A 13,342-nucleotide genomic window follows, 5' to 3' on the forward strand; every position below is an offset into this window, starting at 1 on the left:
TCATCATGCCCGTCCTCCTGGGCCAAGTTGGCCCTGAGATGCCGTTCGGTCGCTAAATGGGGCAGTAATTCCGGTACTTTCATTCATTCCATGTATTGTTGACTTAAATTGAGGTTTTATTTCAACGAACAACAAGGATTGTGACGAATTTTGTCGAATTGTGTAGAACACATATAAAGGGTACAGCGTAGTTCATGCTCGATAAAACATTGAACAAGACAGGGCGTTCCATATTGGAACGCTCGCAATTACCCCAAAGCCTGAGCGCTCATTGCTGTGTTTGATAACGTAAAAGTTGACCACGTGGGGGTCAGTTCAAGCGACCCGGTCAATTTTTCGATTGACGAGCACACATTGCCATACAACTTCGTTGTAAGTGAACCATTTGTACATAGAATACATAGAGATTGACAGCAAAGTTGTAATGTTAATCTCCGAGACGCGGTTTTAACATGCGGAAATGTTACAACATCGCGCTATGAGTCATTTGACGATGCTGCTCGACACGGAAAACCGAACTGGACATGGAGTGTTTCTACGCCTTCTACTTTGTTGTGTTCAGGCAACTCGTACAACAACTATGCCAGCTTCGAATGCGATTCGTATACCTCGGGTCGAGAGTTGCCTCCAGCTTCCTTCCGATTCATTTACGAAATGAACTTGCTCTCGGCTACGGTAGGTATTTCGCCATCCCTCGGTGGGCTCTTCACCCTAGAGAGACCGCTCATGCCGGGCATATTGACAAAGAACACGAGACATTCTTTGGGAGTCTCGTGCTGTTTGAGTTTGAGCCTATATGGTTGACTTTGGAGCGAAAGTCAATCAACTTGTCCTCTGAAGCGAGGGAAGAGCTCCAGGGCGTTATTTCGTTCGTTCCCATGATTACATTTTTATCAAAGTGTAAGTCGCTGGTGATTAGGCAGTATAGTTCAACAGTTCTCCCATCTAAATTTGGTATAACTTATTGGTCATAGTCTCAGTGTTTAATTGGAAAGTGGATGCAATATCACTTACGATACTAGAGAGCCAAAAAGCAAACATGGAAGAAGGAGTATCGTTTTGAACTACCAATCAGGTAATCCTGCTCAGAAAGTAGATAATTCAGGCGAGGGGACATCAAATAAGTGGTTTAAACAACGTTCGGGACTCCATTCTAGACTTAAAATGGTGTTCCCCGAACCACTTGTATTATTGTTTTACGCTGTGCTCATAGGTGTCGTTGCAGGGTATGGGGCGGTTGGATTTAGGAAACTAATCAATTTATTCTCTGTCATCTTTTTTCAATATGGCACACATGGGTTGTCATTCTTAGGGCGGTATAATGTCATCTTGTTTCCTGTAATCGGCTTGGCGTTGGTCAGTACGATAGTTAAGTATTTTGCTCCAGAGGCGAAAGGACATGGTATTCCTGAAGTTATGGCGGCAATCGCCGAGAAACACAGTATCATTCGACCGCGAGTGGTAATCGTTAAAGCTGTCGCGTCTGCAATTACGATCGGTTCGGGCGGATCAGTCGGACGAGAAGGACCTATTGTACAAATTGGGTCTGCATTCGGTTCTGTGTTTGGACAATTCTTACACCTGCAAGAGAGGAACCTCCGTGTCCTTGTCGCTTGTGGTGCTGGAGCAGGTATTGCGGCTACATTTAATGCTCCTGTAGGCGGAGTAATGTTTGCCACTGAAGTTATTTTAGGAAGCCTTGCCCTGCAAAACTTTACGGCTATCGTTATTTCGTGCGTAGTAAGTGCTGCTATTGGGCGCATTTATTTAGGTAATCATCCGGCATTTCCTATGCCAATTTATCACACTGGTGATTTCAAGGTATATTGGCTATTTGTAATTGCGGGTGTACTTGCAGGATTGTTCAGTGTTTTATACATAAAAGTTCTCTATGGCATTGAAGATTGGTTTGATCATCGTACTTGGCCTTATTGGGTAAAAGCATTGTTTGGGGCACTGATTATCGGTGTTATCGGCGTTTGGTTTCCTCAAATTTTTGGGGTGGGTTATGGAACGGTAGACCTCGCGTTAACAAATCATCTTAGCCTTTCGCTCTTAATCGTGTTATTGGTACTGAAACTTTTTGCAACCTCCGTCACCATTGCCGCCGGAGGGTCAGGGGGTGTTTTCTCCCCAGGACTTTATATGGGATCAATGTTGGGAGGAGCTATTGGCGTTACGTTTGCACACTTGTTCCCGAACATGGGTATTAGTCCGGGAAGCGTAGCAGCAATCACTATGGCTGGCGTGTTTGCAGGAAGCGCACAAGCTCCAGTGACATCCATCATGATGCTATTTGAAATGACTGGAGACTACGGCATTATTCTTCCTATCATGATTACATCTGTCCTATCGGCCACCATAGCCGGAACACTTCTTCAGGAAAACATCTATACGATGAAATTAGCTAGGCGGGGGTTAAACATAAGACGCAAGCGAGAGCCAAATCGCATGAAAGCAATTTCCGTGGGGGAGGCATTAGCTGAAGAACGATTGACTATGCCTGCGAACACAACTGTGGTTCAAGCATGGGATAGATTTTCTCAAAGCGGAGAGTGGTTCGCGGTTGTTCGTAACGAGCAAGGGATAGTAGTGGGATCTGTTGCTCGCGCCCAAGTATTGGAGGCGTTGAATAGCCATTACGAAGGAACTGTGGGAAACCTGCTTCCTGAAAATATTTTTCGTATTGATGAAGGAGCGTCTCTTGCGGAGGCACTTGGTGATATGCGAAAACATAATGTAACCTATCTCTTAGTCACACGCGAAGATATGCCTCTCGGAGTAATCGGGAGTTCTGATATCATCCATGCTTATCGTGATGTCGAATAAAGTTATATGGCTGTCTGCTCACCTGAAGAGTTACAGCGATCGGAAAAGAGGGTAAAAATCACAACGTGACATGCATGTTAATGCTCTCCTGTGGGGGCGCGCGTATATGGGGTAATAGAAAAGCGCTCACCGACTGAGGGGCGCTTTTTTCGTACAACGGAAAGCCAGAGTGTGTCCCGGATTTTTGATGCGTCGACCACAGTTCATTTCGCTGTGCAATCTTTGACGGCGCAGGATGTTACGGTCGTAACCAATGCGATCGATGCAGCCAGTGTTCTTGCTGATAAGGATGGTATTACCGTGCATTTGTTGGGCGGAACTCTGAATGGCAGACATCGTTTTTTATACGGAACAGCGACGCTTCAAAAGCTGTCGGAATATCAAGTCGACAAACTCTTTCTTGGAGCCTGCGGAATCACTGCTGATGGAATATCGTACCCGCATGAAGAAGATGGAGCGGTCAAGCGGGAGATGATACGTCGTGCGGATCAGGTCATTGTTTTAGCGGATAGTACAAAGTTCGGAAAACGTTTATTCCATAGAATCTCCGGTTTGGAGCCGATTGATATGGTCATCACCGACAAAGAACCGGATCCAGCTATGACCCAGGTTCTGAGTGATTATGATGTTGAGGTTGTTGTGGCTAAGGGAGGGAATGTGGACGATTAAACTGTTGGTGAGCGATATTGATGAGTCCGATTCCGAGGTTGTTGCTTGGGTGGACACGTACAATCGTATCTATATTTCACCGTTTGAGGGGAGATAACATGCGGTCCTACGTATGGATGTCCTGTGGGATGTATTTCATGAACGGGCTGTCGACTGCCGTGCTTGGACCAGTCTTATCGTCTTTGCTCGCTCATTATCGAGCGTCCTATGCGTTGGGAGGTCTGTTCGTTTTCCTGCAGTTTGCCGGTTATCTCATTGGTGTTCCGGCTTCTGCAATGGTTGTGCGGCGGTATGGGCATCGAATAGCCATCATGTTGTCTGGAGTGCTATCGGGATCGCGGAGACCAGTATCGGCTGTCTTCCACGGTTGGAAATTGCCGTCCTGATGTCTTGTTTGAACGGTATTGGGTTGTCCATGATGCAGACTACAATTTCATCGTCCATGATTGAGTGGTTTGAGGGAAGACGTGCCGTCATTATGAGTCGTTTAGAAGTTGCTTTTGGCTTGGGTTGTTTAACCATCCCGTTGTGCGAAAGTCGATTGATTGACGCTCATGCATGGCGATTTGGATTCTGGATTGTTGGCATTCTTGCGCTATTACTCTCCTTCGTTTGCACTCTAATCCCGATAAAACCCGAGTTGAATGTAAATGAGGGGCCGAGGGATGCATACACGCGACCGCCCGATATGACGGGAACTGGGTCCAGGTTGTTATTTATGACGCTGTTTTTGTTCATGATTCTCCTATACGTAGGGTTAGAATCATGCTTCAATAATTTCCTTCCAGCAATCTTCATTTCTTATTTTGGGCAGAGTGGTAATGTGGCTTCTCTAACTGTGACCGTCTTTTGGACGGCGATGGTGATTGGACGAACTTTGACAGGGTGGGCAATCCGAAAGGTATCGTATTCAAGCTTTCTTTTTTCGAGTATTAGCGCTACTTTACTACTCTTGATTGTTATGGCTACCTGGCGAAATGTGATTCTATCCTACGTGATAACCTTTTTTATCGGACTTAGCATGTCTGGAATCTTCGTGGTCACGATGGTTTATGCAAATCACACCTTTCCTGGACACGGACCACGTGTCACCCGGCTAGTGACGGTTTTTGCAGGTGTAGGTGGAGCAGCTATACCAGGGATGTTTGGATGGCTGATGGATCAACTGAGTGTAGTTCAAAATCTCTGGATGTTGGTTGGATTTTCGTTCCTTCTTCTGACAACGTTATTCACGATCGTTTACTCAGGTTCGGCATTGTCTAGGAAAGTTTTGAATAACAAAGACGGGTAATGCTCATTTCAGGCGTTACTTGTTGAAGCTGCGTGGAGCTACCGATACCCACCAGCCCTTAAAGGGCAAATTCCACAAGTTCGGGCGATAGCGTGGAAAGCACGAGACCGTTTACACCAAAAAGGTTTGAAAGTTGAGCTCGAGGCCAAGCGCCCGATGTGGAGAATTCTCGAACCAGCTATGCGCTAGAAGATAGTTCAAACGCTGCCGCCATTAGTCCGAGATGGCTCCCTGGCGGGGGGAAGAAAAGGGCAGAGCCCCAAGATTCAGGACATTGCTTGGCGGGCACAGGATAGAATTCATCGAAAATATATGAAAATCCTAAGAGTAACGCTACGGCACTTCACCGATTAACCATTCATTGGATTCCATCTTAGAGTCCCCCTTACAGGGCATTTGGGTGCTTAGAACGGGAGAGATCCACCAAAGGATAGGTACAAGAGCAACAGGTTTAACACCAAAATTATGAAGGCACAGACCGTTGCTGCGTAGGTGACTATGCGCTTGTTTACGAGAACACCCATGATGTCGCGTCGTCTTGTGAAATAAATCAGTGATATGATCGGCATGGGTAACACAAGGCTCAGCACAACCTGGCTGATGACAAGTGTCCGTGTGGGATCAATGCCCAGCGCGACGATGAGAAAAGTTGGTAACATGGTGATGACACGCCGAATCCACAATGGAATGGTGAATCCGACAAATCCTTGCATTATGACAGAGCCTGCCATGGTACCGACCGCTGAACTGGAGATACCCGAAGCCAAGAGTGAGACCAAGAACGCTGATGCAGCCGCAGGCCCAAGAAGTGGCGTGAGCATCTTATAAGCAGATTGGATATCGGCGATGCCTGTGTGCCCTGAGCCATGAAACGCTGAGGCTGCCATAAACATCATCGAAAGATTAATTAACCCAGCAAGGGACATGGCGATGACGACTTCTTTAGTGTTAAAGCGGAATATGTGGCGTTTCTCCTCGTCATTCCGAGCGGTTATTCGATTTTGCGTGAGTCCAGAATGCAGATACACGGCGTGAGGCATGACGGTTGCACCAATGACGCCCACTGCAAGAAATACCGCATCACTGTTACCCATCCAAGGAACGACACTGTGATAGGCAATTTGGCTAAACTGTGGTTTTGATAGTACCGTCTCAATCACGAAACACGCGGCAATCACGACTACAAACGCAGTGATGAATTTCTCTAACGGCCGAAAGCCCAGACGTTCTAACATGAGAATGAGATACGTGGTAATACCCGTTAGTAAAGTGGCAAACAGCATCGGTATGTGAAATAGCAGATTTAATCCAAGTGTTGCCCCTAAGAATTCCGCAATGTCCGTGGCCATCGCTGCGACCTCGGAAAATCCCCACATGATGTAAGACAGCCACGTTGGGTAATACGCACGACACATTTCAGGTAGGTTCTATCCTGTTGCAATACCTAATTTGGAGGACATGTTTTGAATCAGCATTGCCATCAGGTTCGCGAGCACAACTACCCAGAGCAGCTTATATCCGAACTCAGAACCACTTTGAATATTGGTCGCATAGTTACCAGGATCAATGTAGGCAATAGAAGCAACGAATGCAGGTCCAAGAAAGGGTAACAGGGCACGAATGCCTTTCCGTTTGTGTGTGATGGATTCCCGCGCCGCAGAGACCGCCTTGCTTTCCACTTGAACCGACGATGTACTCAAGTTCATACCACCTTCCACTTCTCTATCCAGTCAATGTTGTGGCTGCACAACAGTTTTAGCTAAGGGAAACTTTCTGAGCCCATTATATTCCGCCTGTTAATAAAATGTGCGCTTAAATATATGGGGAAAGACGGGAAACAACCAGAAAGTGTGGGCTTAGTCAACTCGGCGATGAGCTCAAAAGGAAGTTAGGTGAGGTCAACTCGTTGCGTTTGGAACAACTGAACCGCCTGATATGGATGTATCTAATTGGGGAAATTAGCGTTGACTTAGAATGGATCTAAATTTAATACTCACATTGTATTACGAATAAAGAGGTGATATGCATGGCAAGCCTTTCTCCGTCAAAACGACTTGATGAAGTGGTAGGCAAGGAAAAAAAGAGTAGCGTTTCAGACTGGATTGGCGATGCGATATATGGTGTTAACGATGGCTTAGGTGCCATCTTTGGGATTATTGCAGGTGTGGCAGGGTATACGTCCAACAGTCACACAATCTTAATCTCTGGTCTCTTCGGCGCTTTAGCGAGCACTTTGTCAATGGGTGCAGGTGCATGGCTCGCAACAAAGTCAGAGAACGAACTGATGGACACGACCTTATCACGTGCACGCAAGTCAATCGAAACCGAACGGGAAAGTGAACTTGAAACGCTGTCGTTGATTTATCAAGCAAAGGGCTTTAATGAGACGGACGCTAAGTACATCGCGAGAACCATTGCGAAGGATGACAAGATGTTCCTTCAGACCATTGCACAGGAGAAACATGGACTTCATGAGTCTGCAAAAGGCAACCCATGGTCATCTGCGATATCAGGATCTATATCAACACTTGTCGGGGCAATCGTCCCTCTGATACCATTTTTCTTTTGCAGCGGTAGGTTAGCCTTAGTCCTTGCAGCGATTGTCTCTATATTGGCACACTTTGTAGTTGGTGCTGCGAAGAGTTTTGTTACGGTTCGTTCTTGGTGGTCTAGCGGATTGGAAATGACGATGGCAGGGATTATTGTGGGGGTTGTCTCTTACGCATTGGGGCTCTTAGGCAATGTTGTATTGGGTTAGTGCCGAGTTGAGAAACGAGGTCAACATACCTATACGCCATAGAAGTGGGGCAGTGCGAATGTGTTGCCCTTTAGTTAGAAATCGCGTTTTAAACATGCGCAAACACCCAGAACCTTATAGTGGGGCATAAGAGGACAGAAAAGAATCAGAGTCACGACGCTTACCAAATTAAAAACAATCCGCCTACTGCAATCAAGCAGAGTGACCCGACGAGATCAGCTGATGACTCGAAATGTCCACCGATTTTCCGACCCAGTCGAATACCGAGGTAAGATGACAGTATTCCGATGGAAGTAAAGCCAAAAAGCATACCCAAAATCATGTGCAGGTGCATAGAGACGCCAATTCCAACCGAAAAGCAATCGGTGCTTGCTGCGAAGGCAAGGGTCACAATCTTTGGGTACGACGATCCTTTTGTTTCTTTAGAACTGATGATGGTAGTTAAAAAGAAGAACAACCCCGTTGAAAGGATGACCAATCCGCCTATTAGTTCGGAAAAAGTACCGATAAGCTGGTGCAGGTACGTACCAATCGAAATCCCAACGAAGGAAAACAGTACGTGAAATGAGCCAATATATACAAGAAAAAGTTTCAGTGTCTTTGAATTAACATTACTCGTACCAAGTCCTGCACCAACAAAGAACACATCAATTCCAAGTGTCAGAATTGCAACCAGCAATTCAACCACTTCTTTGTAATTGGTTATCACAACAATGAAAGCCTCCTTGTATGCTCGTATTATTTATGCATCGAGGAGAGATAAGATGCCGTGCTTGATCCACTGGGATCTCCTTAGATTCTTACTATTTATACAATGGATTAAATCTCAGTGACCGAACATGTCCGGTTATTGGACGAAAAGGGGCACTCGCTAGGGAAGACGATCCCGCTAACTGGGGTGCGTCATTCTAGCCGTTGGCCTTGATGGTAGCTGTACGCCAGACAGAGATTTTCGTAATATGGTCGTAGCAATGCGGTGAAGTCTCCTTCGTCGAACCTATCATCCACGCGCCAATATCACGCCGAAGACGCATCTTCGGTTCGACCAACTGTGCATCGATACCGTCGGTCACACCGCCACAATTCTTGGCTCACCAGTCGACCTGACAACCCGAGAGTATCAGCTGCTTCTAATCTTCGCCCAAAATCCAAACGACGTATTGAGTAGGCAACAGTTGCTGGATTTAGTTTGGGGTATTGATTATGCAGGGGATGATCGAGTCGTCGATGTATTTGTCAAGCGGCTGCGGCAGAAGTTGGGACATGATAGGGAGAAGTGGGCCATTGTCACGATTCGCGGGATGGGATACAAATTCAAAGTGGAGTGATGCGGATGTTGACCTCCCTCTTTCGTAAGACCTTGATGGTCTACATCAGCGTAGCTGTGATCGGTTTCACCGGGCTTTCCGTCGCCCTTAACTCTGAAATCAAACACTTTCTCGCGCAACAGCGATTGGTCGTCTTGAATCGGGAAGTCCAGGAAATGCTACCCTATTTAGAGCGCGCCACTAGCCAACAAACGTTGGACCCCGCCTTCGAACGGCTCGTTTCCCACGATAAGAAAGTCGACAACACCTCCGCCAATATTCTGTTGCTAGGTGACGGTAGCGGTTTAAAGAAGATACAGCGGTTGACCAGTTACCTCATCAGTCATGACCAAATTCGAAATGCCCGTGAGGTGAAACGTGTCTTAGACGGCCAGAGGATCCAATTCATCGGGCCGTTCAGCACGCTCGACCGCGAAGCGACACTGACAGTTGGCCTCCCTATTCGACGAGACGGAAGTGTCGTCGGCGCCCTGTTTCTCCATACATTTGTCAAGGGTCTTCAACTGGGACAAGTCACTAGAATCATATTTTTTGTGGCCTGGCCAATTCTGCTGCTCTCTATTGTCATTCTCTATCTGACGACAAGACGATTCGCACAACCGCTTGTCCGCATGACCCGTGCCGTTCAGTCTTTCGGACAAGGGAATTTCCGCGAGCGAATCTCCGTCGAAAGCAAAGATGAAGTGGGACAATTAGCCGAAACCTTTAATCCGATGGCGATTCAACTGGAGCGCTTAGAAAGTATGCGTAAGGACCTCATCGCCAACGTATCTCATGAACTGCGTACGCCGCTCACCTCCGTGAGAGGTTTTATCCAAGGGATTTTGGAGGATGTCATCCCACCATCGCAACACCAGAAGTATCTCGCAACGGCGTATAGTGAACTACAGCGACTCAATGCCATTTTGAACTCTATGTTAGACTTGTCCGCTATCGAAACTGGGCAAATCCAACTAAATCTGGAAGCAGTCCAATGGGCGACCGTTGTAAAAAGTGTGCGGGACAGAGTTAAAGTGCGTATGGACGAGAAACAGATTGAGTGGAAGGAATTCTATTCTGACAAATCTATCACCATCTGGGGAGATCCCGAACGGCTCACTCAAATCCTATTCAATATTCTCGATAATGCCATTCGTCACACATCTACTGGGGGGATTTCGATCTCAAGCGTTGTTGTCGACCGTCAATTACATGTAAGAATCTCCGATACGGGTGAAGGAATTCCGCAAGAAGCGCTTCCGCACATCTGGGAACGCTTTTACACCAGACGTTCAGGGCGCACGACAGACCGGAACCAGAGTGGGCTCGGCCTCACTATTACAAGGTATCTGGTTGAGCTGATGCACGGCCGGATTCACGTAGAATCCGTAATTGGAGAGGGCACGACATTCACACTTCGATTTCCGCTCTTAGGTACTCACACGACGCAAAAAAGTTTTTGAGCGCTGTCATATTCGCGACACAATTCGCCCTTACGATTTCAGATGAGCCAACATTCTATGGAAATTTGTAAGGAGGAATTGCTTGTGAAGATGAAAACCAAGATCCTGGGCATCGTCGGAGCTTTGTTGGTGACGATGTCTGCAACGGGTGCTGTCGCCTACGCAGGTACTACAAATGACACTGGACGAAGTCAATATGCCTCTCAAATTCAGACGGAACGTCAGCAAATCAAATCACTTCAGGAACAACGTCAGCAATTGAATCAGCAGTTGAAGACGTATTTCGAGGGCTTTAAAGGTCAACACCTGAAAAAGAACAACCCAATCGCCTATCAAGCGATTCGGAAGACGCATCAACAGGTCATTTCGGTACGTACAAAACTCGAGAGTGACTCTGCCACGATCAAGTCTGATCGCCAGTCTAAAAACTGGGCAAGGTTGGTCACTGACTTGCAGACCAAAGCAACCGACTTGCAAAGCCTCATTGGTCTCAAACAACAACAGTTGAAAAATGTGCAGGCCGTTTCCGTAACTTCCCGTATTGGACTGACCAGTTGAACTTCTGAGTAGGAGGGGGCACCTAGCCCCCGGCCTCTCACGCCACCATACAAGTGGGCCACCAGGACAATGCTCACGGCGCTGTGTATCACCGGTGACACTCTTCGACGTTGTATTAACCAAACAAAAAAACGAGCCCCCGAAGAGGCTCGTTTCCTATTACACGACGAGTGGCTTGTACGCATTAACTACTGTGATTTTGATCGATCCAGATATATTGGAATGGATCAAACAACACAGGGCTGGTGTAAAAGCCATGCACCCATGATTGTACTGCATAGTAACCAGTGAACTGATAAACTGGCACCCAGGTTGCATCTGCCATCACTTGGTTCGTAACCTTGCCATAGAGGGCATTGCGCTGTGACTGATTGGTCATGTACTCAGCTTCGTTTAGCCACGCATCTACCTGTGCATTATCGTACATGGTGTTATTATTTTGTGGACGTTGATTCGAGTTAAACAGCGTGTTTAGGAAGTCCGATGGGTCAGGGAAATCTTGTGACCAACCGCCCCAGAACATCTGGGCGTCGCCCGACATCTCTTTGGCTAGAAAATCGCTCCACGATACTTCGTTGATTTTCACCGTAATGCCAATTTGTTGCATCATGGATTGGAAGGCTTGATCCATCTTTCTCGCATCAGGTGTATTTTGATCCCACAAGGTTAACGTGAGACCGTGTGTATAACCCGCTTGTTTCAACAGTTGTTTTGCCTTGGTGAGGTTGAAGGTATACGTCGCATCAGAATTCAAATGTTGAACGTACCCTGGCATGCCGCTTGGCAACGGTTGATTCAATGGCAAGACTGCCCCATTGTTCAACTTCACAATCTGTTGGTCATTGAATGCATACTCAATGGCTTTACGAACGTCGATGTTGCTGAGCGGATTGGCTTTCCCATCCAGCGTTTTGCTGACGTTCAAGCCAACGTAAGCCACCGAGTTTTCTGCTTGCTTTTGAACCAACTTGCTGTATTGCGGGTTACCCATAATGGACGGATACGAGGACGTTGGAATCCCGTTCCCACCAGTGACCCACGGGCTTAAAAAGCCGGTTTGACCTTGCTCCCAATGCATCTCATCGAGCTGAGTATTGGAATTCACATTAAAGGTGATTTGGTTCAGATAAGGCAATTGGTTTCCATATTGATCTTTTTGCCAGTAGTTTGGATTCCGCTTCAAAACAACCTGACTCTGGTTGTTGGTCACGAGTTCGAACGGCCCGGTGCCCATGGCCTCAGTTGTGTTGAACGCAGCATTTCCCACTTTGTTGACAAATTTCGGATCAACTGCTGACAAGAACGGGAGTGCCAACACCTGTAAGAAAAATGATTCTGGTTTGACTAGTTTAATGACCAACGTGCTGTCGTTCGGTGTGCTAACACCACTGATTGTCTTTGTCTGTCCGTTGTAATATGCTTGTGCACCAGCGATGTCCATGAAGAACGAACTTCCTGGTGATGGATTTGGTTTCATGTTAGGATTGAGAATCCGCTCTAACTCAAACACAAAATCCTTGGAAGTCATCGGGTCGTTGTTCCAGAATTTCACCCCTTGGCGGAGATGAAACGTATAGGTTAAACCATCTGCAGATACGTCGTACGACTTCGCGAGGTCGCCAACGATTTGATAGGTGTTTTTCTTATACGTGACCAATGGCTCGTAGAGCTGATACAAAATCTCTGACGAGGTCGTATCGTAGCCAATCGCTGGGTCCACGTCTGGGACTGCCTGACTTAAATCAAGTGTTAGATTGCCACCCATTTGCGGTTTTTCGTTATCCGTAATGGTGGATGCTTCACCTGTTCCACCATTGTTACCTGTGGATGTACCACACCCGGTAAGCATCAGACCAAGAGCGCCAATTGAAAGTAGGCCGGTTATGCCACGCTTCCATCCTGAATTCATCTCATAAATCCCCCGTTCTGTATCTATCGCCTAGTCTAGATATTTGTGCATAAACATGAGTTATTACGGATAAAGATTATATTCATTTAAAATCATTAATGCAACTTAATTTATTGCTATCTAGTAATTACCATATCAACCCCGGTCATTCTGTGTGTACCTCTCTGTGGAACGAGCTACCCTGAAATGCGAAAAAGCAATACGAGCCTCCGCAGAGGCTCGCATCATTAAAATCGACTGCACACGTTATGTTCGTACCACGTGCAGCTTTCGCAATCACGTTTTTCAACATTGTCGTCTGCCATTGGGCAGTACACCAATGCATTATTCATGTCGATAAATGATTTTACATCGGGATGAATGGTTAGTACTTGGGGCTTCATTCGGTTTGAAAAAGGTATTTCTAAATCCAAGTTATCATCTTCCTACCTTCACTTCATTAACATCTCACACTATATCTCAAGTACGAAAGCATAACAAAAACTAGCTCCTCTAACCCTGTCTATCCAAGCTAAGTCTTCAGTTAGTCCACCTTGAGCTTTTACCGCAACATGTGGC

Annotated in this window: 11 protein-coding genes and 1 pseudogene; 8 read left to right on the forward strand and 4 right to left on the reverse strand. The window is 46.5% G+C overall.

What is annotated here, in order from left to right; translation table 11 throughout:
- Positions 1 to 1,059: 1,059 nt before the first annotated feature.
- The 4 genes from NZD89_RS03000 (at position 1,060) to NZD89_RS03015 (ending at position 4,789) form a co-directional block, all read left to right on the forward strand.
- Positions 1,060 to 2,829, forward strand: coding sequence for a chloride channel protein (locus tag NZD89_RS03000; RefSeq protein WP_268006361.1), 1,770 nt, complete (start codon positions 1,060 to 1,062; stop codon positions 2,827 to 2,829).
- A gap of 171 nt (positions 2,830 to 3,000) precedes the next feature.
- Positions 3,001 to 3,498 carry a DeoR/GlpR family DNA-binding transcription regulator gene (locus tag NZD89_RS03005; RefSeq protein WP_268006362.1) on the forward strand — a complete coding sequence of 166 codons (498 nt, stop codon included), beginning with the start codon at positions 3,001 to 3,003 and terminating at the stop codon, positions 3,496 to 3,498.
- Positions 3,499 to 3,596: 98 nt separating this feature from the next.
- The gene (locus NZD89_RS03010; protein WP_268006363.1) at positions 3,597 to 3,884 is read left to right on the forward strand and encodes a hypothetical protein; all 288 of its coding nucleotides are present in this window, start codon (positions 3,597 to 3,599) and stop codon (positions 3,882 to 3,884) included.
- Positions 3,884 to 4,789: an MFS transporter gene (locus NZD89_RS03015; protein ID WP_326492939.1), complete on the forward strand. Its 906-nt coding sequence runs from the start codon at positions 3,884 to 3,886 to the stop codon at positions 4,787 to 4,789. The genes NZD89_RS03010 and NZD89_RS03015 overlap by 1 nt, the downstream gene beginning before the upstream one ends.
- Before the next feature lie 404 nt (positions 4,790 to 5,193).
- Here the strand turns inward: NZD89_RS03015 and NZD89_RS03020 are convergent.
- Positions 5,194 to 6,495 (reverse strand): annotated as a pseudogene (locus tag NZD89_RS03020) (Nramp family divalent metal transporter).
- Between the two features lie 320 nt (positions 6,496 to 6,815).
- Here NZD89_RS03020 and NZD89_RS03025 point away from each other — a divergent pair.
- On the forward strand, positions 6,816 to 7,547 hold the full coding sequence (locus NZD89_RS03025) for a VIT1/CCC1 transporter family protein (protein WP_268006365.1): 732 nt from the start codon (positions 6,816 to 6,818) through the stop codon (positions 7,545 to 7,547).
- A 160-nt stretch (positions 7,548 to 7,707) separates the two neighbouring features.
- Here NZD89_RS03025 and NZD89_RS03030 read toward each other — a convergent pair whose 3' ends face one another.
- Together NZD89_RS03030 and NZD89_RS03035 are read right to left on the reverse strand one after the other, a co-directional pair.
- Positions 7,708 to 8,256, reverse strand: coding sequence for a manganese efflux pump MntP (locus tag NZD89_RS03030; RefSeq protein WP_268006366.1), 549 nt, complete (start codon positions 8,254 to 8,256; stop codon positions 7,708 to 7,710).
- A gap of 199 nt (positions 8,257 to 8,455) precedes the next feature.
- Positions 8,456 to 8,620: a hypothetical protein gene (locus tag NZD89_RS03035; protein WP_268006367.1), complete on the reverse strand. Its 165-nt coding sequence runs from the start codon at positions 8,618 to 8,620 to the stop codon at positions 8,456 to 8,458.
- 9 nt (positions 8,621 to 8,629) lie between these two features.
- On the opposite strand from NZD89_RS03035, the gene NZD89_RS03040 reads away from it, so the two are divergent.
- The 3 genes from NZD89_RS03040 to NZD89_RS03050 all read left to right on the forward strand — a co-directional run bounded on the left by NZD89_RS03040 (position 8,630) and on the right by NZD89_RS03050 (position 10,875).
- The gene (locus NZD89_RS03040) at positions 8,630 to 8,875 is read left to right on the forward strand and encodes a winged helix-turn-helix domain-containing protein (protein ID WP_268008377.1); all 246 of its coding nucleotides are present in this window, start codon (positions 8,630 to 8,632) and stop codon (positions 8,873 to 8,875) included.
- Between the two features lie 5 nt (positions 8,876 to 8,880).
- Entirely contained in the window at positions 8,881 to 10,317 is a 1,437-nt protein-coding gene (locus NZD89_RS03045) for a sensor histidine kinase (RefSeq protein WP_268006368.1), read from the forward strand.
- 84 nt (positions 10,318 to 10,401) lie between these two features.
- A complete protein-coding gene (locus NZD89_RS03050; RefSeq protein ID WP_268006369.1) occupies positions 10,402 to 10,875 on the forward strand; it encodes a hypothetical protein in 474 nt (157 codons plus the stop codon).
- Between the two features lie 184 nt (positions 10,876 to 11,059).
- Here the strand turns inward: NZD89_RS03050 and NZD89_RS03055 are convergent, their stop codons facing one another.
- The gene (locus NZD89_RS03055) at positions 11,060 to 12,784 is read right to left on the reverse strand and encodes an ABC transporter substrate-binding protein (RefSeq protein ID WP_268006370.1); all 1,725 of its coding nucleotides are present in this window, start codon (positions 12,782 to 12,784) and stop codon (positions 11,060 to 11,062) included.
- Between the last annotated feature and the right edge of the window lie 558 nt (positions 12,785 to 13,342).

It is taken from the genome of Alicyclobacillus fastidiosus (assembly GCF_026651875.1).
In the GTDB taxonomy this organism is placed as follows: Bacteria; Bacillota; Bacilli; order Alicyclobacillales; family Alicyclobacillaceae; genus Alicyclobacillus; species Alicyclobacillus fastidiosus.